Raw genomic sequence first — 22,638 nt, 5'->3', positions numbered from 1 at the left:
TAACGTCTTTGGATTTTGGCTAAATCACCGACCCAAACGATATTCACCGGCGCCTGGTGCACAAACCTTTGCCTCAGCGAGGCCACCATAAGTTCTTCGCGGAAATCCCCTTCCCTGATCAGCTCCAGGGAGTGTTCCCGCCAATCGAACCGGTAGACCCCGTCAGGTAAATCGGTTACGTTTCCGGCTACCAGATAGATCTCGAAGGGGTACAGCCCGCCGGCGGACGGGAAGGCCCGCGTCGCTCCGGTCACTCCGTCGATCGTTTTGCCTCCCGCCGACCACAGGAGCTGTGATACTTCCGGCAGGGTCATCGGCTCCTCCGTGAAACGACGGATGGAGCGGCGCCGGAAGATCGCCTCTTCCACCGACAGTTCCCCGGTATGACTGGGAGGAGGAAGACTGACGATTGCCTCTATCGGACTATTTTCTCCTTGCTCTGCGGGCGCGAGCCAGTTCATGGTCATAGCCCCGGCTAAGGCGACCACCAGTATCGCCGCCACCGCCACCGTTTTTTTGAGATTTGAGACCATTTTTCATTGACCTCCTTTTGCCAGGCGAATTTACGCGCTCTTCAATGTCCGGACCAGGAGGGGTGACAGGCGGAAAACGACCCGGCGCCGCTTCGCCCCTGTGAGCTTACCGCACTCGCACCTTCTCCGCTTCCAACACATTTATATGCGGCCGGGGGTTTAGTTGAAAGACACCTCTCAATTCCACGGTTTTTCCGACGCTGGGAGGCAGCGGTTTCTCCCAGGCTTCCTCGATCATCTGCACAAACAGGACTCCGGTATCATCGTTCACCGTGAACTTGCAGCCCCTGCTGCATTGCGTGACTATCGTCCCGCTTATTCCAACCTCCTTTCCTTCGTATTCCACGCTGTTTTCCATCAATTCCTCGATAGTGATCGGTAATACGCCGGATAAGGCCACGGTCGTTTTTTCTTCTCCGGCGGACAGTACATACCAGCTGACTAAAAACAAGACTGTGACGATTGTCAGGACAATCCCGATTTTGATTTTCATAAGATCACTCCATCCATTATTCTGATCTGTTTTACGGCAGTGTTCGCTATCTTTTCATCATGGGTCACAATCACCAGGGCGACACCGGTTTTTTCATTCAGCTCTTTCAACAAATTCAATATGTTGTTGCCGGCGCACGAATCCAGATTTCCCGTCGGTTCGTCGGCCAGGATCAATTCGGGACTGTTCGCCAGCGCTCTGGCGATGACCACTCTTTGCTGCTCACCGCCAGACATCTCCGCGGGATAATTATTCACCTTGTCTTTCAGTCCGACCAGGTTCAGCAACCGGACCGCCTTTTCTTTCTTGTTCCTGTCCCGGTTCAATTCCAGGGGTAGTAGGACATTTTGTAAGGCGTTCATGCTGTCGTTCAGATAATACTGTTGAAAAACAAAGCCTATCCTTTTCCTTCTGATCATAGTCAATTCATTGTCGCTTAGGCTTTCGACGTGTTTCCCGTCGATGAGGACATCTCCCTGCGAGGGTTGGTCCAGACAACCCAAAATGTGCAAGAGGGTGGACTTCCCAGAGCCTGAAGGACCGACGATGGAGATAAAGTCTCCCTTCCCGATTTTCAAATTGATATTTCTCAGGGACAAAAACTCGGTTTTTCCTTCACCATATATCTTCGACACATTAATGAGTTCGATCATCATAGTTCCCTCAAGGCCTTGATCGGCGCCGTGCTGGCAGCACTCCAGGCCGGGTAGAGTCCCGCGACGGAACCTACTGCGCAGGCCACGATCAGGGCGATCAGTACATATTGCACCGAAAAGTGCGGGCGGTACTGGATACCGATGAACTGGGTTATGGGAAAAAAGTTCAAAAAAACGTAGCTCAACAGCGCCCCCAGTATCCCCGCCACCAGGGACAGAAGAAGCGATTCGAGGATGAACATTTTAAATATCTCTTTCTTGGTCGCTCCAATGGAGCGCAAAAGCCCAATGTCTTTTTTTCGCTCAAAAACCGCCATCGTCATGGTATTGATCGTGGTGAGCGCACCCGCTACGATCGCTATCCCTACGATCAACAACAGGTTGGCTTTCAAGGAGGCGAATAGACCGATCAGGGTATCGAACATTTCAGTTGGCGGGACGGCCTGCAAGTCTGCCAAGCGGCCCAGGGTGTAACGGGTTTCCGCGATCCTTCCCAAATCCTCGGTCTGCACGAGGATGGCGCTGAGATTCCCCTCCAGACCGAAGAGGGTATGGGCCTGATCCAGAGGCAAAAATATGAAAGTATCGTCCCGCCCCCCCGTCTTATCCAGAATTTTGGTGATTTCCTGAGTCACTTCCCCCTGACTACTCAGCTGAATGGTCTGCCCCAGGGCCAGACTCAGGTCATCGGCTACATCACTACCGATTACGGCGCCATTGAATCCCGCGGAGTCCCATTGCTTCAGTTCCACTATTCCTTCCGTGGTGCCGTACACCGATACCAGGTCCTCGGCGACCCTGGCCTTTCCGACTACCACCGGGACCGCCAGGGCCACGTTTTCCATTTCCCTTATGCGCAAGTACATCTCTTCGGCTATGTATTCCATCGTATCTACACCCTGCATCAGGGAGATGGTCAACATATACGGACATCCCTCCGGAAGGAGAACGATGTGAGCCCCCAGGCCTTCTATTTCCTCCTCCAGTGTCAATCTGATTCCGGCGCTAATGGACAAAAGGGCGAACAAAGCCGCTACTCCGATGGAAATCCCGACAATGGTCAGCGCGGTTCTTATTTTTCTTCTCTTCAGGTTCGCATAGACGATCCACAACATAGGTTATCTCCCTTGCAATGTATTCTGGCAGCGATCCGGCAATTGACCAGTGATTCCCGTGGCTAAAGACGGTATGGGCTGGTTCCGTCCGCTTCTTAGCGGGGTAAACCCGCGGGCCGCGGGCAGTATTCCCTGGCCCTCAGAAAATCAGACCTTATCCCCGGTTATCTCTCACCTCAGAAACAAGTTCCCGACGATCCTCTTTCGCTCACTCCCATACCCCGGGCACCGGCCGGCCAGAGAAGGGCGACCGGCCATCAACTATTTTGTTCTCCATCACGGTAAAATGAACCCGGTGAATCAGCCTCTCGCCGGTGTCCGGGCAAAAAGTGGAATTGTAGCGGTGTCCGGGGACGTTACCGATGGTGACGAAGTTTATTCCGGTCTCTCTGGCTATGGCGTGTGCCTTTTCCAGCGTTTCTATCGGTGTGGCGGGGAGATGAGTCAAGCGGTATGCCGGGTGGAAGCGGGTAAAGTGGAGCGGGACATCCGGTCCCAGGTTTTCCACGATCCACTCGCTCATCGCCCGGATCCCTTCCAGGCAATCGTTGACGGTGGGGATGACCAGATTGGTGATCTCCAGCCACGCCCCTTCTTCCCGGATGATCCTAAGTGTCCGAAGGACAGTATCGAGACACCCCCCGTAGTATTCCCGGTAAGTAGCGGGGCAAAATCCCTTGAGGTCCACTACCGCCTGGTCGATCCGTCGCAAGAGAGCCCGCAACGCTTCTTCGGCGATCGCCCCATTGGTATGAAACTGCATCCTTAAGCCCTCCTGTCGGGCTAAGACAGCCACATCGTAAAGGAATTCATAAAAGACGGTCGGTTCGTTGATGGTTCCGGTGATGGTGCGCGCCCCGGCACGCAGGGCTAAATCTACTACCTCTTGGGGAGTGAACCAGCGCGCCCCTACATCTTCCGGCCCACGTTGGGTGATATGCCAGTTGTGGCACTGTTGGCAGCGAAAATTACATCCCGCGGTGGCGATAGCCAGGACCTCGGTTCCCGGAAGGGCATGATACATCCCGTCTTTTTCAATGGGGGCGATTGGAAAAGTGGCTAGCCGACCGTACACCAGGGTATAGAGCGCGCCTTCCCGGTTCTCGCGCACCCGGCAGATCCCGCGCTCCCCGGGGGGGACGACGCAGAAATGCGCGCAGAGTAAACAGCGCGCGCGCCCATCGTTCAGGGGTTCCCAGAAGCGCGCCGCGACAGCGCCGGCCTCGCCTTCGGCCAGGGCCACCGGTTGATGAAGCTGCGTCGGGACGGGATCATCCGGGATCATCGACAGGATAGCGGCGGCGCTACCCACAACCACGGCCAACACAATGATCCAGGTCCGCTTTTTCATTCCCACACCCCCGCGATTTTCTTTCCGCAATCCGGACATCTCCCGTCAGCGATTCTATTGTATAAAACAGCTAAATGGGTACGATGGACCAGATTCGTCCCGCAACCGGGGCAGAAGGTAGAATTGCTCGGATGACCGGGGACGTTACCGATATAAACATAGTTCAAACCGACCTCCCGGGCGATGTGGTAGGCCTGTTCCAGGGTGCTCACCGGGGTCATCGGCAGATGGGTGAGTTGGAAGGCGGGAACGAACCGGTTGAAGTGCATCGGAACATCGGGTCCCAGGTTTTCCTTGATCCATTCGACCATCCGGCGGATATCCTCCATATCGTCGTTCAAGGTGGGGATGATCAGGTTGGTGATCTCGAACCAGACCCCGGAGTCGCGTAGTAGTTTAAGAGTGTCCAAGGCCGGCTGGAGTTCTCCTCCCAGTATCTTGCGATGGAAGTCATCGCTGAATCCTTTCAGATCCAGCGAAACGGCGTCGGTATACTGCAGGATGGTTTGCAGAGGCTCTGGATTCATCATCGCATTGCTGCGAAACATCGTCTTAATCCCTGCCTCCTGCGCCAGTGGGAAGATGTCGTATAAATACTCGAAGAACACAGTCGGTTCGTTCATCGTACCGCTGATAAATGTGCTCCCGCTGGCCATGGCGCGCCGTACTATTTCTTCCGGTGGCCAATAGAAGTAGCGGATATCTTCCGGGTATCGTTGGGTAATGCTCCAGTTATGGCATTGCTTGCAGCGGAGATTACACGAGGCGGTGGCAATGGCAAAAACACTCGCCCCGGGATGCAGGTGTTGCATGGTATCCTTCTCCACCGGCATCACCTGCCAAGAGGCTACGCGACTGTGAACCTGGGTATAAAGCCGACCGGCGTGGTTTATTCTCACCCGGCAAATGCCGCGCTGTCCTTCGGGGATAACGCAGTTCTGAAAGCAGAGTTGACACTGAACCTGGTTATCAGCCATTGCCTCCCAGAACATTGCCTCTGGATAAACCTTACCTGACTCCTGTTCCGATAAGTCTACAAGGCTTATAGCGACAGCTTTCTGTTCCGATAAGACGGCATCGGGCAAGAGGAAGGTAAAAGCCAGTCCCAGTCCTGCCAGAACACTGGTGACAACGAGTCCGATGAAGATATAATTCCTGGTTTTTTGGTGCGAGGGGAAAATTTTCCGCAAGTGAACACCTCCTATCTTCATAACTACAGAGGTCGTAATCCCGGGACGATCAAGCTGAGTCCGACGACCATCAGGACAACCCCGCAGAGCTTGGTGAAATAGCCGAAGGCTTTGCCGTAGCGCGCGAGCAGTGCCGGGGCGCTGCCGGCGAGGATTCCTAACAGGATAAGCGGTGAAAAGAGCTTTCCCACGCCGAAGGCCAATCCATAGGAAGTGCCCTGCCATAAATCCTGGGCATTGAGCGCGGTGAAAGTGAGCACGCCTAAAAGTGGCAGACAGGGCAATACTCCGGCAAAGATGCCCAGCAGAGCGGAATCCCTGATGCCGGCCTGGTGTATAGACTTGCAGGCGGTAACCCGACAATGCGCCGCCTCGTTCTTGCGTAAGAAGATATAAAGACCCAAAGAGGTAATAAGTACCCCGCCGGTAATCATTATGGGGGGTCCGAACTGCAGCAGACGCTCGATGATGGTTCGCCCCACCAGACCGGCCAATAGTCCCAGTACTCCATAGATAGCCAGACGCGCCAGCGAAAATATCAATATGGCCTGGAGTCCGCCTTTCCAGTCCTGGGCGTTGGTGGCGATATACGGCAATATTACCATAGAGCAATGAGCGATACACGGCCCAAAGGAGACGGTGATTCCCAGGATGAATAGTTTTAGAACCTCGTCCATCATCCAACCTCCGGGATACTGGTAATCCGGATAATCACAGTGACCTTGCTTCCCGCCAGCGGTAAGCGCTCAGAGTTCAAATGGTATCCGGCTTCGCCGCCCGGGCGGGTAAACTTTTCTTTGACGCTCTGCTGCAGGAAGAGGAGCGGACATCGGTCGCGCTGTGCCAGCGCGACGCAGACTACGGTCTGTTCGCAACGGTCGAGAAAAAGGGGATCAAAAAGAGGCGAACCAAGAAATATCAAATCGCCTATACCCAGGCGATCAGGCAGTTGTATCAGTTCATTCGCGTCAGCCTTATTCTCAGACCATTGGAGGAAGACGTCTACCTCCTGGCCAGTTGTTTCCCTATGCCATAGCCCGTCCCACAAGCGCCAGTCAAGTAGCGCAATCGCCTTTTGCAAGTCGGAAAGATTCGCTGGGGAGACAATCGCGGCTTCCTCTTGCAGCCATTGATAACTTGCAAGATAGACCAGGAAGCGTACCCAGCCCTCCGGCTGCCGAATCTCGCCATCAAAACGAATCTCTCCGGCCTCAGGATCAACGAGGACATCCCCGAAACGTACCACTGCTTCAGTTGTCACCGGTTGGTACGGTAATGGACGGTCAGGAAAACCGCCAATCCCAACAAGGATTAAAGCGATGAGCCCGGGAAGAACAAACCAGTACAGCATTGTGCGTCGCTGCTTACCCGGCACGATCACCACCCCTTAAGACAAAAGTCCGTGCGCTGACCGGAGTCGGGCGTAACACTCCCCTCCGGTCCCGACACCCACCCTGAAAGTCGGATTCCGCATCCCAGAGACGGGGGATGGTCACCTTTCCCAGGAAACCCAAGCCAATCCGGCCATTGTCCCCGATAGAGGCCTCTTAAATACGCGTGTATAAATACTCTCCGGCATGGTTCTTGGTTCAATTCGAACAAAGGGTTAACTTTTTGTCTCCACTTTCGCGAGTCCAATCTTCACGGCATGAGCTTTTAATGCCGAAGGTTTAACCAGCATTTTAGCTATTAAAATAGCCGGAATACACAGGAAACCAAAGATAAAAAAGACCGGCACATACGTGCCGGCAATATCGTATACCAACCCGGCAAAGAAGGGACCCACAAAAGAAGCGACGCCCCAACCCGTAAACATGGCCCCATAATTGACTCCTACGCTTTTCATACCCCACATGTCCGCGGTAAAAGCCGGAGACAGGGCCAAATACCCCCCGAAAGCGCTGCCTCCAACCGCGGCGGTAAAATACAATATCCCCGGTGCATTTAATATGACCGAGAGGGAAGCGGAAACTGAGGCAATTAACATGAGAGACCCTACTATGGTGAAAGACTTGAGTCTGCCGATCACATCAGATAACGGACTGAGAATAAACCGCCCACCCAAATTAAATATACCGACCAAAGCGACCAGTCCCGCAGCCGCGGCTGGTGAAAAGCCACTGTCTAAAGCCAGCAATTTAAGGTGTACAATTATAGTGAAGCCGGCACATAGAATTAATACGTATTGTGTCCACATCAGCCTGAACTGGGGGGTCTTGAGCATCTCTTTAAGGGGAAATTCAAAGCCTGTATATTCTGGTGAGTGTTTCCGTATACCTTTGGAGGCGGTAGGGTCCCACCCGGCCGGTCTCCAGCCGGGTTTTGGATTTTTTATAACCAAGGAAGAGGCACCAATGATTACTGCAAATATAATGCCCAAAACCACAAAAGCATTTCTCCAGCCATATTCAGCAACCAAAAAATGTGCTATCGGGCCGAAAACAGCAGCAGCGGCACCAAAACCACCCACCAGGATACCGGTTGCCGTTCCTCTCAAATCCGGGAACCATTTGAGTCCTCCGGCTACCGTCGCCGAATAACCGGTGGCAATAGCCGCTCCCATGATCACACCGTAACTAATAATCAGCCACCACAAATTCCCGGCCATAGAAGCTAATCCATAGCCCACTACAACCAGAACAGCGCTCAGCAGGAGTGATGGTTTCGGACCTTTCAGATCCAAAAGACGGCCTGCCGGAGCCATGCCAAAGGCAAACACAACGCCGGCGACGGTAAAGGGGATGGTAACCGTTGCCCTGGTCCAACCAAATTCCTGCTCCAATGCAGGCACGAATATTGACCAGGCATAGAGGGTACCCAGGCACAAGGTCACCAGAAAACCTATTCCGGCAAGCAGATAACGAAAATGAGCAGGGGGTGCTGCCGTTTTTGCTGTTTTGTTTGAAGCACTCATGTTCACTTTCTCCTTTGTTTAGTATTTTCGTTTTTGCTACGCATTTATTGCATCATATCCTCACTGGAAGAGTCAAGGTTGGGAAAAATTTCCCCAAATCCTACCGACTCACCCAGCTTGTTCCATTCGGAGCTGGCTTGTTTTAGGTTAATATCCGCGCGATGACCGGAGCTATTCTATCGTAGAAGATAAAGGCAATTCCCAGTATGAACAGGGCGACACCACCTACTTTAGTAGCGATGACAAACCCCCGTCCCCGAAAGTAACGCATTGACTTGCTACCCAGGCTACCGAGGATTATGGGAACGATGTTCTCTCCGATGGAAAACGCTACCGCGATAACCGCCGCTTGCAATACCGCTATCGCCGGTACGATAACGCGCTCGACCATCGGCACTCCTACCGCTGTTAATAGATAGCCCCATATAGCGATATGAGGCAAGCAGGGCTTGATACCGAAAAGGGTGGCCAACAGGAGGAAGCCCCGCGATTTCGTGCGGAAAAAACGGAGTTTTGTACCGATATCGAAGAAGATCAACGCTCCGGCCGCGGCGATAAACATTCCCCCGACGATACGCAGCACCAAGGCGTATTCCCTGATGAAGTCAAGAGCCAGTCGCCCCAGCAATAAAATCAGAAGCGTCAGGGCGATGAATACGGCCGCGCGGGCGCCAATAAAAAGGAGAAACCAGCCGATAAATTTGCGCGGGTCTCTTTCGGTGGAGATCAGATAAGCGATTAAGATAGGCGTACATGAGACCAGACAGATCCCGATACTACTTAAGGCCCCGAATATGAAGGGAAAACTTATCTGCTCCCATCCCATCGTCTATCCTCCCTTTATTTCACTAAGCCCCCTGACCGCCGGCAGCCGCTGGACTCCCGGGGGTGTTATTATCTTGCTCTTTGTGTAAATAATCCTTTTTGGTAAGCCGCTCTGCCAGTTTCATTTACCGCGGCGATGATTGCCTCGGCGGTCAGCGTCGCTCCGGTGATACCATGCACATCCTCTTGCCAGATAAGATCCTCTTCTATCTTATAACCAGCAAATGTGGCGAGGAAGGAGTCCATCTCCATTACATAAAGGGGGGTTTCGGTATGTTGCCATACGTGGACGCGCTGAATTAATCCGGCTATATCCGTCTGAACGAACAGGTCAATCGGTCCGACCCACCCCTCTTCAGTCCCCAGGAAGATAAATCCGGCCAACTGCTCGTCAGCGGAGTGCAATTTATAATAGGCAAAACCGTTCCTGACCACAGGTTCAAAGGTTAGTCCGGTGCCGGCCAGGAAATCTCTGAGATAGGCCCGGTGGGGTGGTTCTGGTTCAACGACAGTGGGCGGGGGTTGTTCAAAGAGGTTAAGCCCAAATACGCCAAGCAAAGTCATCAGGGTTATCAAGGCTGTTATAATAATGACGATTATACCTTTCTTACCCATGGCGGTCTCCGGTCTCCGAATCTTTGATTTAAAACCCTGATTATACCATGGATTAGAATACGCGCCACCAGACCCCTTGGGTAAGATTTTATATGAGTTGACCCGAAGGGCCATTGGCGAAGATTAAGGTGAAGAAACCGGTTAAGGAAGGGCAAGGCATGTCCAGGTCGGCTGGGGGGAAGAAAAGTGACCCACCAGCTCATGCTGATAATCCGTCATTCCCGGTAGGGTCCGCTATGTCGCTAGGGAGGACCCTGGCGAAGTCCGGCGGAAATAAAGAAGAAGGTTGCCGGCGACGATCTGGGACAGGGAAGGGGGAAGATATAGCGGTAGATGCCGGTACTCGTTTTCCGGGTACCGGATCGCCGGGAGGGGATAATAGAGCTGATCCGTCGTTCCTTCTACCAAATCCTGGAAACGGGCAAACGGACAAAAACGAGGGGGAGGGGGTGGCCGCCTCAATCCCCCGCCTTTTCGGGTGAAATACTACCGACAAGGACCCATCGAACTAAATTTGCGGGCTGATGATCAAGCTCTCTTCTTCTATTCCTCAGCCGGTTCTTCCATCACTTCTTCTTCTAAAGGATCCTCCACGGCAGCCGGTTCTTCCATCACTTCTTCTTCTAAAGGACTCTCCACGGCAGGTGGTTCTACCACCATTTCTTCCCTTAAAACTCGGATCTGTTCCTGAGCCTGGGATAACTCCGTACGGATACCTGCTATCTGGCTAAGTGCGGCAATAGATACAATCAGTGCGATGACGGCCAGAGCGACAGCTATGGTGCTGACCGGACTCTTTTTTGTTTTTTGGACGTTAGAGTTCACGTGGCACACCTCCTTGAAAAAAAATGGTTTCATTTTTTGAATTGGCCAACCCCCTTAAAGAACTACAACTACGAAATATATAATGGAAAACGAGTCGGTAGGTTCCAACCTAACTTTTTGAAACATGGCTATCCCACAACGAGGGTCGCATTCCACTTACAGCGCCAGTGCCCTGACCCGTAACTCATGTGGAAATTTTTCCAGGGCATAACGGTAGGCGGTACGCGGCATGGTCCCGATCCGGGCGGTGACAAAGGCATAGACCTCGTCCGGCCGGGCTTTACTGGCTTCTTTCAACATCCATCCGTACCCTTTCTGAACGAGATTTTCGGAATCCTGTAGCAGTAAATCCGCGATATCCAGGCACAGGCTCAAAAGATTTCCCCGGCGCAGGGGTTTGATCAAGCTCACCGCCGCCGCCCGGCGAACCCACAGGTTTTTTGAAAGCGCCCATTCGCGACACCTGCTTGCCTTGCTGGGATACTTCAGGAAAAATTCGCCCAAAACATTCGTACAAATATCGTCACAATCCGACCAGTCGTAGGTATAGGTCTTAAGCCAGCCTTCCAATACCGGCAGATGCTTCTCTTCCAGGTATCGTTTACTTTGCTCCACCCATTGATAGGCGGTGATTTTCAATTCATGGAAGTCTTCGGCCAGGAGCAAGGAGCACAGAGCCAGACGCTCCTCCATGGGGAAGGGCTGGATGGCGGCGAAATATTCCCGGGCGAGGGAACGGATGAGGGGAACCCTGACCCCGTAATACCGGTCGATCCGCAGATTGAAGAGCTTCCCCACCCGCTCCCGGTAGCCTGGCTCAACCAGCTCCTGGAATCGCTCCGTCATTTTCCTGATGAGTTTTTGTTTTTCATCCTTATCCACTTCAACCCATCCTCAATTTTTTCGCACGCTGCCCTCGGTTCCCGACAGGCTGACTCCTTTGGGTTGACCTCCCTTTTTTCACTTGGGGAAAGGGAGGTTTTCATATCCCGCGGCGCTACCCATTGGCTCGCCGCTTCCCTGATGAGTCATGAGCCGGCATATCAGAGCAGGGCATCCTGCTCCCGGCGGAGTTTGACTACGGTCGAATCTTCGGCAAGAATCACATCATCCCAGGTGATGAGTTCTCCCTTGTTCACCACTTTTTTCAGCACTGCTCCGGGGGCTAATCCGACCGGCAGAGCGTTTGAGGCCAAAGCCTTTTCAGCCCGGTCGATCATCCCGGAAAAGGTATAACCACCGAAGGTGTCCAGGGTTTCCCCGTTTGCCAGGTTTTTCTTGGCGATAGTAACCACTTCGGTTATTGCCCGGGGGAGCGGTTGGAGGGTCGGTTCTCGATACAGATAGGCTCGGGCTACTGAAAGGGGAGCTTCCAGGAACCAGAGATGGTAAGGACGGAAAAAGGTAAAATAGTTACCCTTACCCACCTTGAGATACTGGAGGTCTTCCCGGATTCGGGGATCGGTGATGCGGACGGTGATGAAAACTCCACCGGACATGGCTGGACCCTGGACAAAATCGACGATTCCCGGGTGAGGACTGATCCCTCCGTCTTCGTGGAGGGCGAAAACCTGGGAAACCGTGGCCAGGTCTGCTTCCGGTCCCACCATCCCCTGCCGGATGGGGACAAAGCCCAGGGCATTGGCCACGCAGGCCATCTCAAACATCGTTTTGGTGCCGTCGACATAGGAGGCGACCTGGTAAGGGTCTTTGTTCGATTTTCGGGCGGATTCGGCGACCGTATCCGGAGTGGCGGCAAGATCCAGTGGGTTGTTTTTCCCTTTTCCGATAGCGATCGGTTCGTATCCCAGCGTGGTGACGAAATCGTAGAGTTCCATCAGGCATCCCGGTTCATCCCCGGAGGAAACGGTGTAAAGGACACCGTTTTTACGGGCGCAGTGATGCAGGATGCGGCCCACCGTGACATCGGCTTCGATATTGATCATCACAATGTTTTTTCCCTGACTGATCGCTCCCTGAGCCGCCTCCGCTCCGGAGCCTGGTGAGGGGGAGGCTTCCACGATCAGATCGATTTCGGCCGTTTGGGCGGGCAGGAGAAACGAGGAACTAACCACGTATTTCCCCTGTCGGATGGCATCCTGGGCGATACCGGGGGTATCGGTTTCTATGATCGATTCGGAAGAGATCCCACAGGAGAGAAAAGCCTGCCGGGCCAGCGCCGGGTTGGGGTCAGCCAGGATCCGCACTTCCATCCCCGGTACCAGGCTAACCGCTTTCAAAAAGCCCGACCCGATCCAACCTGCTCCACACAATCCCAGTTGAATTTTCCTTCCTTCTGACTGTAGTTTCATTAACTGGTTCCGGATCATTGCCTCTGCTCCTTTTTGGCGCGAACGGCTTGCCGGCAGGCCGAAACGATATCGGCAGTGGTCAGGTGATACTTTTTCAGGAGTTCCCCGGGTTCGGCGGATTCGGTATAGGTGTCGGCTAGTCCCACGAAACGGATGGGAACCGGCCAGCGTTCGGCGATCACCCGGGCCACGTTGGCCCCCATACCCCCCTGGAGCAGATGTTCCTCGGCACAGACCAGAGCCCCCGTCTCCCGGGCCGCCTGTTCCAGAGTTTGAACATCGAGCGGCCGCAGAGTGTGTAGATCGATGACCCTGGCGTCGATTTCTTCCCGGGCCAGGTCCACAGCGGCATCGAGCGCGGCGGCGACCATGATCCCACAGGCAACGATGGCAAGATCCTCCCCATCACGAACAACATTGGCCACACCGATTTCGAAGGGACAGGAGTCTGGGGAGTAAAGGTGAGGCATAGCCATCCGGCTGGACCGGATGAAGACCGGTCCTTGGTACTCCACTGCTGCGTCTACGATTTTGTGCATGAGAGTGGGGTCGGAAGCGACCAGGATAAGCACGGTGGGTAACCCGCCTACCAGGGCCAGGTCTTCAATCCCCATCTGGGTAGGACCGTCTTTGCCCAGGGTGATCCCCCCGTGGCTTCCCAGTATCTTGATATTGGCGTTGGACATGGCTACGGCCAGGCGGATCTGATCGTAGGCGTTACACAGGAGGAAGGAGGAGAAACTGGTCAGAAAGGGAATGAAACCACAGGATTCGAGTCCCGCCCCGATACCCACGAGGTTGCTCTCGGCGATGCCGATGTTGAAATACCGTTCCGGGAATGCGGTACGGACCCGGTCGGCCTTGGTGGAATTGCCCAGGTCTCCATCCAGCACGACCACCCGGGGGTGGCGTTGGGCGACGGCCAGAAGGGCGTCTCCAAAAACGTCCCGCATCGGTTTCCCCGGTTTCAAACCGGCTTTTTTCCCTAATTCCATGATAAGATCTCCTCTCGGGCTTTTTCGGCCTGTTCCGGGGTCAGAGCCCGGCCGTGGAAGGTATAGTCCGCCTCCACAAACGACACCCCTTTTCCCTTGACCGTATGGGCGATGACCATTGTTGGCGTTTTCCCGTTGTCTGGGATATTTTGGAAGGTTTCGATCAGGTCCGGCAGGGAATGTCCGTCGACTTCCTCCACCTGCCAACCAAAACTTTCCCACTTGGCCCGGAATGGTTCCAGGGCCATTTCCCGGCTGATAGGACCACATTCCTGGAATTTGTTGTAGTCGATAATACCCACCAGGTTAGCGGTCTGGAAATGGGAAGCGGCCATGGCCGCTTCCCAGATCTGTCCTGCCTGGCATTCCCCGTCTCCCATCAGCACGTATACCCGGTAACGGTGACCATTCAAGCCAGCGCCCAGCGCGCAGCCCAGACCGAAAGAAAGACCCTGGCCCAGGGATCCGTTGGTGGATTCCACGCCGGGGAGGAGACCCTTGATCGGGTGACCCTGCACCGGACTGTTGAGTTCCCGTAGCCGGTAGATCTCGTCATGGGGAAAGTAACCAGCCCGGCTCAGCACCGAATACAGACCGGGAGCGGCATGACCTTTACTCAGGATGAACCGGTCACGTTCCGGCCAGTGGGGTTCAGCGGGCCGATAACGGAGAATCCCGCCGAAGAACAGGGCCGCCAGGATTTCCACCGAGGAAAAAGAACTTGACGGATGGCCGGAACCAGCCCGGGTCGTGGTTTCCAGGATATCGAGGCGGATGTCTTTGGCCAGTTTCCGGAGATCGTTCAAATCCGGAAAGGTTTGGTTTTTCATAGTTTCTCACTCCTCGTAGTCTTGATAAATTCTTCGACCTCTTTCCGGTCAGGAAGAGCGGGAATGACCCCCAACTTCCTTGCGGTAAGCGCTCCAGCGGCGCTGGCAAAGCGGAGGATGGAAAAAAGTTCTTCCCGTTCCAGGCGTTTTTCCCAGCCGGGCGCTTCAAGCAGACCGACCAGCAAGGCGGCCAGAAAAGCGTCACCGCAGCCGGTCGCATCAACCGTCGGGACCGCAAAGGCCGGAACGGAGGCAGCGCTGTTTTTTGTTCGGAAGTAGCTCCCCTCCTTGCCCCGGGTGACAACGATCAGCTTCGGGCCCCGGTCGAGCAAGGTCCGGCTTCCTTCGGCGGGGTTTCCGGTACGGGTCAAAAATAAGAGTTCGTTTTCGTTGATTTTCAGAATGTCCGCCAGCGGGTATCCGGTAGCGATGAGGCTCGGCGCAAGGGAAGGGTCCGCCCACAGATCTGGTCGGTAATTGACATCGAAGGAGATCTGAGCGCCGCTTTCTTTGGCGTAGCGTGCCGCTTCCAGCGTGGCGCTGCGGCTTGGTTCGTGGATTAGGCTGATCGAACCGAAATGAAAAAACCGGCTTTCCCCGAGCAAGGCGCGGTCGAGATCGGCAATATCGAGCATCATGTCCGCTCCGGGGTGCCGGTAGAAAAGGATATCCGCGCTGTATTCGTCAGGTTTGGCGATAAAAGCGAGGGTGGTCCTGACCTGCGAGTCAAAGCGCATTCCCCGGGTGAGGACCCCGGCTCTTGAGAGGGTACGTTCCAGTAGCCGTCCGAAGGGATCATCGCCCACTTTGCCGATGAATGCCGCGTTTTTCCCCAGCCGGGAAGAGGCGACAGCTACATTGGCCGGTGCCCCTCCCGGTTTCGGGTGGAAGGCGGTCACTCCGGCCAGCGGTACTCCGGTTTTTCCTGGAAACAGATCGATCAGCATTTCTCCCAGGGTGCAGATATCCACCGATCGGGCCACAATATTATTTTCCCTTCTGTTACTCACGTCCATATGCCGTTCACCCTTTCAGTTCGTTATAGAGGGTATAGCGGTCACCTCGATAGAGGATTTCCAGGAATTCCACCGGAATATTTTGCTGGGAATACGAAATACGCTCGATGGAAAGCAGAGGAGCTTTCGGTTTGACACCGAGTAAACGAGCGGTTTTTTCGTCGGCCAGAAGAGCACGAATTTTTTGACGCGCCCGGACGAGGAAAATCGCATGCTCATATTTCAAGGCGTCCCGCAGCGGTACTTGAGAATAATCTTTTTGGAGAATCCCCGGGCATAACCGGTGCAGCAAAAAGGCGGTTTCCAGGCTCATCGGTTCACCATCGGCCAGCCGGAGCCGCTTCAGGTGGGCCAGTTCTTCACCGGGCTTGACGGAGAGTCGTTCGGCGATGGGCTCCGGCGCCGGTAACAGTTCGGCGGCAAGGAGCAGGGTACTCGGGGTGAATCCCTGCCGTCTCATGTCCTCGGTGAAACTCACGATCCCGGTCATTTCCTTTTCCATGGTCGGATGAGTGACGAAAGTTCCCCGGCCCTGCTGGCGATAAATGAACCCTTCCTTGACCAGCCGGTCGAGAGCTTGCCGGATTCCGGACCGGCTCACCCGGTACTGGTCGATCAAAAGCGGTTCGGGGGGGATCATTTGGCCGGGCACCCATTCGCCGACGAGAATTTTACTTTTAAAGATCTCATAGATCTGTAGATACAATGGTAACTTGATCGATCGGTCGACCGTCCTCACCGGAGCCTCCTGAAAATAAACGGTAAAAGGTTGATTTTGTTGCAAAAACTCATTTCAGCGAGGCCCCGTTGCCATCAGCAACGCCTCATCTTACATTTTCTCGCACGCATCAATGACCACGTCCGGTTGCAGTGCTGCTAAAAAGGCCATCCCTGGCATATTTACTTCGAAAACGCGGCAATTTCAACGGCTGATTTAGGCAACTTAGGCCCAGGCTTCCTTCGTTCTTCTGCAGCAAAATTACTTATTGCAGTAGAATCAAGGGTAGATATGATCAACAACATCAACATAACTTTATAACATTATTATGTTTAAGTCAAGAGCCTTGCATCTTTAATTCGGTTTTATCATAAGGCTTGCAGCCGTTCCTTGAGGAGGGTGAAGCGTTTTTGGGGTTTGTTGTTGCGTACGGCGATGGCCAGGGCTTTTTTGGTTCCCACCAGCACTACCAGCCTTTTCCCTCGGGTAATGGCGGTGTAGAGAAGGTTACGCTGGAGAAGAAGATAATGCTGGGTCAGGACCGGCATGACCACGACCGGGTATTCGCTACCTTGGGACTTATGGACGGAGATAGCGTAGGCGGGGACAATTTCGTCGAGTTCGGAAAATTCATACACTACTTTTCTTCCGTCGATTAAGACCGTCAGTTCCTGGATTTCCTGGTTAATAGCCGTTACCCGGCCGATATCGCCGTTGAAGACTTCTTTATCATAGTTATTGCGTAGCTGCATCACTTTGTCACCGATGCGCAGAATCCTGCCGGAGCGCTGGATTTCCTGACCTTTGGGGTTCAAGGCCTCTTGCAGTTCTCTGTTCAGAGTGGCCGCTCCGGCGCTACCCCGGTGCATGGGGGTGATCACCTGAATGTCATCGACCGGATGACAGCCGAATTTATGGGGTATCCGGCTTCGGCACAGATCAAGGATTGTTTGGCGGGCATTGTCCGGGTCCTCGACCGGAAAGAAGTAAAAGTCACTCAGGCGGTTGGCGGGGCTTTGGAAATGCGGCATCTCCCCTCGGTTAACCCGGTGGGCGTTCATGACGATCATGCTTTCTCTGGACTGGCGGAATATTTCCGTCAGCCGGATCGTGGCTATCCGGCCGGATTCGATGATATCGCGTAAGACACGCCCGGCTCCGACGGAAGGGAGTTGGTCGATATCCCCGACTAGGATCAATGTGGCCTCCCGGGGAACCGCTTTCAAAAAATGGTACATGAGGATGGTGTCGACCATCGAGGTTTCGTCGATGATGAGAAGGTCCGCGTCGAGGGGGAAGGTCTCGTTTCGCTTGAATCCGGCACCGCCTGGTTGATACTCGAGGAGTCGGTGGATGGTTTTGGCTTCTTGGCCGGTGGTCTCGGTCATGCGTTTTGCCGCCCGCCCGGTGGGGGCCGCTAAAAGGATATGCTTTCCCCGCTGTCGGTGCAGTCGGATGATGACGTTGATGATCGTGGTTTTTCCGGTTCCCGGCCCTCCGGTTATTACCAGGATTTTTTCCTGGAAGGTTCGCAAAACCGCTTCCCGTTGGTGTTGGGCAAGTTCGATACCCAGGTCCCTTGTTATACCGGACAGTTCCTTCTCCGGGAGAAGGTATCTGGTATGCCGCACTGTCGCGAGGATTTCTCCGATTTTGCGGGTGATACCAGTTTCTGCGGTATGAAACTGCGGCAGAAAGACCAGGGGGAGATTGTCCCCGGTCTCGTGCGCATCGGTTCCCGGGCACAGGGGGGCCATTTCTATGGCCACCTTTTTCTCCCGGGAAATATCGGAAAGGACTTCGCGGATAATATCCGCCGGGATTTCCAGCGCTTTTTCGCATTCGCTGATGAGTGAGTCCTGCGGATAATAGACATGGCCCTGCTCGGCGGCTTGTTGGAGAAAATAGAGGATTCCGGCTCCGGCCCGAAAGGGGGAATCCTGGGGAATGCCCATGCTCCGGGCAATCTTGTCGGCGGTGATGAATCCGATGCCGTAGATTTCTTCCGCCAGGCGGTAGGGATTTTCACGCACCAGATGAACGGCCTCTTTCCCGTAGTGTTTAAAGATTTTGACCCCGTAGGCCGGACTCACGCCCTGTTCCTGGAGAAAGAGCATGACCTGACGGATCTCTTTTTGCTCCTCCCAGGCTTTGGAGATCATGCTCACCCGCTTTCCGCCGATACCCGGGACCTCCGTCAGCCGATGCGCCTGATTTTCGATTATTCCCAGAGTATCTTTCCCGAAATGATTCACCAGACGGTAAGCCATAACCGGTCCGATCCCTTTAATCAATCCGGAGCCGAGATATTTTTCGATTCCCCGGGTGGTGGCGGGAATCAGAGTCTCAAAGGAGTCGGTGAGGAACTGTTCACCGAAGCGGGGATGGTTCTTCCATTGGCCCCACACCCGCAGGATTTCTCCCGCACATATACCGGGCAGAGGTCCGACCACCGTGACCAGCTCTTGATATCCCTTGACTTTCAACCTGGCTACCGTATAGCCGTTTGCGGCGTTCTGAAAAGTGATCCGCTCCACCTGGCCTTGCAGGGTGGCATGAAAAAGATCGGATTGTGATTCCGTTTTCATCTCACAACTCCTGAGTGAAGCAACGATTGGTCATTTTCCTCTTACTATTATATAGTGTAGATAAAAGTACCGGCATCCGTTTAATAATTGTGCCTGGTATCCGGAGACAAGTATGCGGCGGATGAAGGATCAGGTTCAAACCAACCAAAAAGCGATCGGGATGCCCAAGTCCCTCCCTCCGGACGGCAAATCGGCGCATTCCTTTCTATTAATTTTCTGCGGAAGTGTTTGTATCGGTTTGGGGGCGGCGGGCATCGTTTTGCCCCTCCTGCCGACCACCCCGTTCCTGCTGCTGACCGCGGCGTGTTTTTGCAGGGCTTCCCCGCGTCTCTATCGGTGGTTGGTCTCCAACCGGGTTTTCGGCATTTATATCCGGGCATATTTGGAAAAACGCGGAGTTCCCCTCGTATGTAAAGTGTTGAGCCTCGCTCTACTTTGGACAACGATTGGTTTTTCTGCGGTGGCTATCGTGGAAACGGTGTGGGTGAGGTGGTTGCTGCTGGGTATCGCCGCCGGGGTGACTATTCATGTATTCAAGCTCCCGGTGTACCACGGTAAATGACCGGAAAGCCGGTGTCATAATCCCGGCTTTCCGGGGGCAGGGAACGGAATTACTGAAATTCGGGGTTGCGGAAAAATTCGATCAACCATTCCTGAGAAGCGTTGTATTCCTCAACCGGTAGCTCGACAAGCATGGCCAGGTTAGTTTCCGGATAGGAGACGAGAAGGTACGCGTAATGGTTTTCGTTTTGCTCGTCTATGGTCCCGACCAGGGAATAGAGCTGGACCGAACCCGATATCCCGTGAGCAGTGACGTTACTTTCACCATGGAACGTCGCGTTTCTGGCGGTCAGGTCTTCAGTGACATCGGCAACGGCCTTGTTCAGGTTTTCGAAGCGGGCACTGGGAATTTTCAGGATAAACAGGCGGCCGTTGTTGGGGAGCGATAATTCAGTTCCCCAGTCTTCATCGGCCAGCTTCACCGATCCTTCCGGGAGGGTGATCCGGTAGGAACCTTGCGGATCCAGAAAGATGCCCGGCTCTGGTGGCGGGGGCGGGGTAGTGATTTCCAGGGGGGGTAGCGCATGGTCCTGGGTGACAGCAAGATCGTTCTGATCCGCGAGGGCCGGGTCCGTGTAGCCGATTATTTCAGTCATGAGGTCTGCTGCGAGGGTTGGATTCAAGCTCAACAGTAGGTTGTGCTGTGTCCGGGCTGCGTCCAGGTCGCCGGTATTGAGAAACGCAAGACCCAGATTGAAGTAGGCCAGGTCATAGTCAGGATTGATGGCGATCCCCTGCTGAAGAATAGTGATCGCCTCGTCAAACCGGTTGATCCGCCTCAGAGCAAAACCCCAATTGTTGTACGCCAAGTAGTACCCGGGGTCAATGCGTACCGCTTCCCGGTAAGCTTCGATCGCTTCAGCGTAGCGATTCACTTCAATCAGCGTATTTCCCAAATTGTAATAGGCGTCGGGATCGGTGGGGTCATATTCGATGGAACTTTGGTACGCTGCGATAGCCTCTATTGGCTGACCGGTTTGCTGCAGGGCGATACCCAGGTTATAGTAGGCCAGAGCGTAATCTGATTTAAGCTCGATGGCTTTTCTATACTCTTCAATCGCTTCCGTCCATCGTCCCAGAGCATTGTAATTAACTCCCAGGTTGTTGTAAGCGACGGTATTGGTAGGATCGAGACGGACGACTTCACGGAAATTTTCGATCGCTTCCTCGTGACGGCCCATATTTTGCAAGGTATAAGCCAGGTTGAACCAGGAATCGACATCTTCAGGGTTTAAACGGACCGCTTCCCGGTAAGCGTAATAGGCATCCAGGTATTCGCCCATCGCAAAGAGGGCGTACCCGATATTGTAATGGGCGTAGGGATTATCCGGAACGAGTTCGATATACCGGCGGAAGGCGGCCAGAGATTCCGGGTAGTTTCCGAGGGTCTGGTAGGCAAGACCGAGGTTATAATAGGAGAGCGAGTATTCAGGATCAAGAGCGATAGCCTGTTTGTAGTAGGTTATCGCTTCGCTGGTATTGCCGATGTTGTATAGGTTATAACCGAGACTGTTATGCGCATCCGGATCCTCGGGATCGAGACGGACCGCTTCCCGAAAGGCCTCTACCGCCTCCTGGTATCGTCCGCTTTGCTGCAGGGCGATGCCCAGGTTATAGTGGGCATATCGGTATTGCGGATCAAGCTGAATTACCTGACGAAAAGCATCGCCGGCCTGCTCGTATTGTCCGCTTTCCAGGAATTCGAAACCCTGGGAAAACAGGCTGTCGGCATCCTGGGTGAGCACACTTACGGAAATGGTGAAGAGGAGTAGCAACGAAACAACCGCCGTGGCAAAAAACTTTTGATTTTCCATATTTTTATCTCCTTTTTAGACCGACATTTTTATATGCTGTTATATAATAGATAATTGCCAACACAGCACAATTAGTATAACCAGGAATACGGGATAAGGAATAAGGAAGTTAAGCTTTTTGACCGGTGAATCGGGTATTTCCCGGGCAAAAATATTTTAAAAAATTTTAACGATTCCTATTGACAAATGTCTGGGATCATTATATCATGATAGCTACCACGGGTTCTGAGGAATCGGAAGACTCGCAGGGCTGGAAAAAGAAACGGTCTCTGAGTAGGGGAACCGTAACGAAGTTGCACATTAATTTGTGTAGCTGAAGCCAGTCAAAAAGCTCTCCGGAGGTAGGGGATCAATCCCGAAGCCGGGTGGAGCGAAGGTTGGAAGGTTCGTTGGAATCCGTGGTTTTTAATTCGCCTCCTTTTCCCTCGTTCTTCCCTTTCCCCGTTCCTGGTTTGCCGGAATCTCCCTTCCCCGGCAGAGCCTTGGCGGGGGGTCTTTTTCTTTCAAAAATTCCATCTCCCTCCCGTTGCCCACAAAGATGCTTCCCAACCTTGCCTCATGTCAACCGAAAGGGGACTTCTATGTTATACTCTTTTTCCTGTACTTGGTGTATGGAAAAAGGGAAGGGCCGGCGGCCGGCGGTAACGGAGAACGGAAAAAGCAGTTGGGTGTTTGGAGTTTCGGCAGGAAGATAAGCGGGGTTTAGCAGGGAGGTTTCCAATGGCTTGGTGGAAAGAAGGAGTTTTATCCGGCCTTGCGTGATATCACGCCCCGCACCTCGTGGACCGAGCGAGCGGCTTTTTACGCCGCCGAGCGCTATCATCTCGACCCGCTGGTGGGTCGTCCGGAGACATTTTTATTCTTCGAGGAGGTGAGACGGCTTCTAGATTCTTATGATCCCGAGCGGGTGGGAATCGGGGAAATCGTCTCCGAGAAGGGTCTTTATCATTATCTCGAATTTTCCCTGCCCGGCCGTCTTCATTTCGCCTTCAATTATGACTTTATCGAAACCCTGTCCCGGGATCCCAAACGCATTCACGATTTGGTGTCCCGCACCGAACAGATGTATGATGGTCGAGCCTGGCCGTGTTATGTCCTGGGCAATCTTGGCTATGAACGATGTATCACTTAGAAACGCAAGATCATTCTCCTCAATTTTGCCGATGGCGGAGGAGCGGTCAGTTGCGGATTTTCCGGAACGGTGGTTTTTGGGACTCATCGTCCCACCGGTGAGCGGCTTACGGGAACGCTGTGCCTTTGCCCCCGGGAAGCCCTTGTTTTGGATGT

General features: G+C 53.8%; 23 protein-coding genes. 2 read left to right on the top strand and 21 right to left on the bottom strand.

Annotated features, from left to right (window positions below):
- From VLH40_06830 to VLH40_06735, 20 genes are all read right to left on the bottom strand, one after another.
- On the bottom strand, positions 1 to 533 hold a 533-nt coding region (locus VLH40_06830; GenBank protein HSV31719.1), incomplete at its 3' end, for a SagB/ThcOx family dehydrogenase.
- A 106-nt stretch (positions 534 to 639) separates the two neighbouring features.
- Entirely contained in the window at positions 640 to 1,026 is a 387-nt protein-coding gene (locus VLH40_06825; protein ID HSV31718.1) for a hypothetical protein, read from the bottom strand.
- Positions 1,023 to 1,682 carry an ABC transporter ATP-binding protein gene (locus VLH40_06820; GenBank protein HSV31717.1) on the bottom strand — a complete coding sequence of 220 codons (660 nt, stop codon included), beginning with the start codon at positions 1,680 to 1,682 and terminating at the stop codon, positions 1,023 to 1,025. The genes VLH40_06825 and VLH40_06820 overlap by 4 nt, the downstream gene beginning before the upstream one ends.
- Positions 1,679 to 2,797 (bottom strand): ABC transporter permease, encoded by a 1,119-nt coding sequence (locus VLH40_06815; GenBank protein HSV31716.1) that lies wholly within the window; start codon positions 2,795 to 2,797, stop codon positions 1,679 to 1,681. The genes VLH40_06820 and VLH40_06815 overlap by 4 nt, the downstream gene beginning before the upstream one ends.
- Positions 2,798 to 3,005: 208 nt before the next feature.
- Positions 3,006 to 4,148 carry an AmmeMemoRadiSam system radical SAM enzyme gene (gene amrS, locus VLH40_06810; protein ID HSV31715.1) on the bottom strand — a complete coding sequence of 381 codons (1,143 nt, stop codon included), beginning with the start codon at positions 4,146 to 4,148 and terminating at the stop codon, positions 3,006 to 3,008.
- Complete coding sequence (gene amrS / locus VLH40_06805; GenBank protein ID HSV31714.1) at positions 4,145 to 5,338, bottom strand: AmmeMemoRadiSam system radical SAM enzyme; 1,194 nt, start codon at positions 5,336 to 5,338, stop codon at positions 4,145 to 4,147. Before amrS (VLH40_06805) ends, amrS (VLH40_06810) begins: the two co-directional genes overlap by 4 nt.
- A 23-nt stretch (positions 5,339 to 5,361) precedes the next feature.
- The gene (locus VLH40_06800) at positions 5,362 to 6,018 is read right to left on the bottom strand and encodes a sulfite exporter TauE/SafE family protein (GenBank protein HSV31713.1); all 657 of its coding nucleotides are present in this window, start codon (positions 6,016 to 6,018) and stop codon (positions 5,362 to 5,364) included.
- Positions 6,015 to 6,689, bottom strand: a complete 675-nt coding sequence (locus VLH40_06795; protein ID HSV31712.1) for a hypothetical protein — start codon at positions 6,687 to 6,689, stop codon at positions 6,015 to 6,017. Before VLH40_06795 ends, VLH40_06800 begins: the two co-directional genes overlap by 4 nt.
- Positions 6,690 to 6,944: 255 nt before the next feature.
- The gene (locus tag VLH40_06790) at positions 6,945 to 8,252 is read right to left on the bottom strand and encodes an OFA family MFS transporter (protein HSV31711.1); all 1,308 of its coding nucleotides are present in this window, start codon (positions 8,250 to 8,252) and stop codon (positions 6,945 to 6,947) included.
- Positions 8,253 to 8,394: 142 nt separating this feature from the next.
- Positions 8,395 to 9,078, bottom strand: coding sequence for a hypothetical protein (locus VLH40_06785; protein HSV31710.1), 684 nt, complete (start codon positions 9,076 to 9,078; stop codon positions 8,395 to 8,397).
- A gap of 68 nt (positions 9,079 to 9,146) precedes the next feature.
- Positions 9,147 to 9,692 (bottom strand): FMN-binding protein, encoded by a 546-nt coding sequence (locus VLH40_06780; GenBank protein HSV31709.1) that lies wholly within the window; start codon positions 9,690 to 9,692, stop codon positions 9,147 to 9,149.
- 234 nt (positions 9,693 to 9,926) lie between these two features.
- Positions 9,927 to 10,154, bottom strand: a complete 228-nt coding sequence (locus VLH40_06775) for a hypothetical protein (GenBank protein HSV31708.1) — start codon at positions 10,152 to 10,154, stop codon at positions 9,927 to 9,929.
- 81 nt (positions 10,155 to 10,235) lie between these two features.
- Positions 10,236 to 10,517, bottom strand: a complete 282-nt coding sequence (locus VLH40_06770) for a hypothetical protein (GenBank protein ID HSV31707.1) — start codon at positions 10,515 to 10,517, stop codon at positions 10,236 to 10,238.
- Positions 10,518 to 10,673: 156 nt separating this feature from the next.
- Positions 10,674 to 11,399 carry a DNA alkylation repair protein gene (locus VLH40_06765; GenBank protein HSV31706.1) on the bottom strand — a complete coding sequence of 242 codons (726 nt, stop codon included), beginning with the start codon at positions 11,397 to 11,399 and terminating at the stop codon, positions 10,674 to 10,676.
- 161 nt (positions 11,400 to 11,560) lie between these two features.
- Complete coding sequence (locus VLH40_06760) at positions 11,561 to 12,847, bottom strand: hypothetical protein (protein HSV31705.1); 1,287 nt, start codon at positions 12,845 to 12,847, stop codon at positions 11,561 to 11,563.
- Positions 12,844 to 13,824, bottom strand: coding sequence for a transketolase C-terminal domain-containing protein (locus VLH40_06755; protein ID HSV31704.1), 981 nt, complete (start codon positions 13,822 to 13,824; stop codon positions 12,844 to 12,846). The genes VLH40_06760 and VLH40_06755 overlap by 4 nt, the downstream gene beginning before the upstream one ends.
- Positions 13,815 to 14,654: a transketolase gene (locus VLH40_06750; GenBank protein HSV31703.1), complete on the bottom strand. Its 840-nt coding sequence runs from the start codon at positions 14,652 to 14,654 to the stop codon at positions 13,815 to 13,817. The genes VLH40_06755 and VLH40_06750 overlap by 10 nt, the downstream gene beginning before the upstream one ends.
- A complete protein-coding gene (locus tag VLH40_06745; protein HSV31702.1) occupies positions 14,651 to 15,637 on the bottom strand; it encodes a carbohydrate kinase in 987 nt (328 codons plus the stop codon). The genes VLH40_06750 and VLH40_06745 overlap by 4 nt, the downstream gene beginning before the upstream one ends.
- 40 nt (positions 15,638 to 15,677) lie before the next feature.
- A complete protein-coding gene (locus VLH40_06740; GenBank protein HSV31701.1) occupies positions 15,678 to 16,409 on the bottom strand; it encodes a GntR family transcriptional regulator in 732 nt (243 codons plus the stop codon).
- Positions 16,410 to 16,756: 347 nt separating this feature from the next.
- The gene (locus tag VLH40_06735) at positions 16,757 to 18,976 is read right to left on the bottom strand and encodes an ATP-dependent RecD-like DNA helicase (protein ID HSV31700.1); all 2,220 of its coding nucleotides are present in this window, start codon (positions 18,974 to 18,976) and stop codon (positions 16,757 to 16,759) included.
- A 112-nt stretch (positions 18,977 to 19,088) separates the two neighbouring features.
- Between VLH40_06735 and VLH40_06730 the strand changes: the two genes are divergently transcribed.
- Positions 19,089 to 19,538 (top strand): YbaN family protein, encoded by a 450-nt coding sequence (locus tag VLH40_06730; protein ID HSV31699.1) that lies wholly within the window; start codon positions 19,089 to 19,091, stop codon positions 19,536 to 19,538.
- Positions 19,539 to 19,587: 49 nt separating this feature from the next.
- On the opposite strand, the gene VLH40_06725 is transcribed toward VLH40_06730, so the two are convergent.
- On the bottom strand, positions 19,588 to 21,351 hold the full coding sequence (locus tag VLH40_06725; GenBank protein HSV31698.1) for a tetratricopeptide repeat protein: 1,764 nt from the start codon (positions 21,349 to 21,351) through the stop codon (positions 19,588 to 19,590).
- Between the two features lie 754 nt (positions 21,352 to 22,105).
- Here VLH40_06725 and VLH40_06720 point away from each other — a divergent pair.
- Positions 22,106 to 22,483 (top strand): hypothetical protein, encoded by a 378-nt coding sequence (locus VLH40_06720; GenBank protein HSV31697.1) that lies wholly within the window; start codon positions 22,106 to 22,108, stop codon positions 22,481 to 22,483.
- Positions 22,484 to 22,638 lie beyond the last annotated feature (155 nt).

This window comes from Atribacteraceae bacterium (assembly GCA_035477455.1).
Lineage (GTDB): Bacteria > Atribacterota > Atribacteria > Atribacterales > Atribacteraceae > DATIKP01.
The sequence above is the reverse complement of the archived record's forward strand: the minus strand, read 5'-3'. Positions and strand labels throughout refer to the sequence as shown.

What these genes read in the sequence shown, in the direction of transcription:
- VLH40_06825 (HSV31718.1), bottom strand. Translation starts at nt 1,026, where the DNA reads ATGAAAATCAAAATCGGGATTGTCCTGACAATCGTCACAGTCTTGTTT.
- VLH40_06820 (HSV31717.1), bottom strand. Translation starts at nt 1,682, where the DNA reads ATGATGATCGAACTCATTAATGTGTCGAAGATATATGGTGAAGGAAAA.
- VLH40_06815 (HSV31716.1), bottom strand. Translation starts at nt 2,797, where the DNA reads ATGTTGTGGATCGTCTATGCGAACCTGAAGAGAAGAAAAATAAGAACC.
- amrS (HSV31715.1), bottom strand. Translation starts at nt 4,148, where the DNA reads ATGAAAAAGCGGACCTGGATCATTGTGTTGGCCGTGGTTGTGGGTAGC.
- VLH40_06800 (HSV31713.1), bottom strand. Translation starts at nt 6,018, where the DNA reads ATGATGGACGAGGTTCTAAAACTATTCATCCTGGGAATCACCGTCTCC.
- VLH40_06795 (HSV31712.1), bottom strand. Translation starts at nt 6,689, where the DNA reads ATGCTGTACTGGTTTGTTCTTCCCGGGCTCATCGCTTTAATCCTTGTT.
- VLH40_06790 (HSV31711.1), bottom strand. Translation starts at nt 8,252, where the DNA reads ATGAGTGCTTCAAACAAAACAGCAAAAACGGCAGCACCCCCTGCTCAT.
- VLH40_06785 (HSV31710.1), bottom strand. Translation starts at nt 9,078, where the DNA reads ATGGGATGGGAGCAGATAAGTTTTCCCTTCATATTCGGGGCCTTAAGT.
- VLH40_06780 (HSV31709.1), bottom strand. Translation starts at nt 9,692, where the DNA reads ATGGGTAAGAAAGGTATAATCGTCATTATTATAACAGCCTTGATAACC.
- VLH40_06760 (HSV31705.1), bottom strand. Translation starts at nt 12,847, where the DNA reads ATGATCCGGAACCAGTTAATGAAACTACAGTCAGAAGGAAGGAAAATT.
- VLH40_06755 (HSV31704.1), bottom strand. Translation starts at nt 13,824, where the DNA reads ATGGAATTAGGGAAAAAAGCCGGTTTGAAACCGGGGAAACCGATGCGG.
- VLH40_06750 (HSV31703.1), bottom strand. Translation starts at nt 14,654, where the DNA reads ATGAAAAACCAAACCTTTCCGGATTTGAACGATCTCCGGAAACTGGCC.
- VLH40_06735 (HSV31700.1), bottom strand. Translation starts at nt 18,976, where the DNA reads ATGAAAACGGAATCACAATCCGATCTTTTTCATGCCACCCTGCAAGGC.
- VLH40_06730 (HSV31699.1), top strand. Translation starts at nt 19,089, where the DNA reads ATGCGGCGGATGAAGGATCAGGTTCAAACCAACCAAAAAGCGATCGGG.
- VLH40_06725 (HSV31698.1), bottom strand. Translation starts at nt 21,351, where the DNA reads ATGGAAAATCAAAAGTTTTTTGCCACGGCGGTTGTTTCGTTGCTACTC.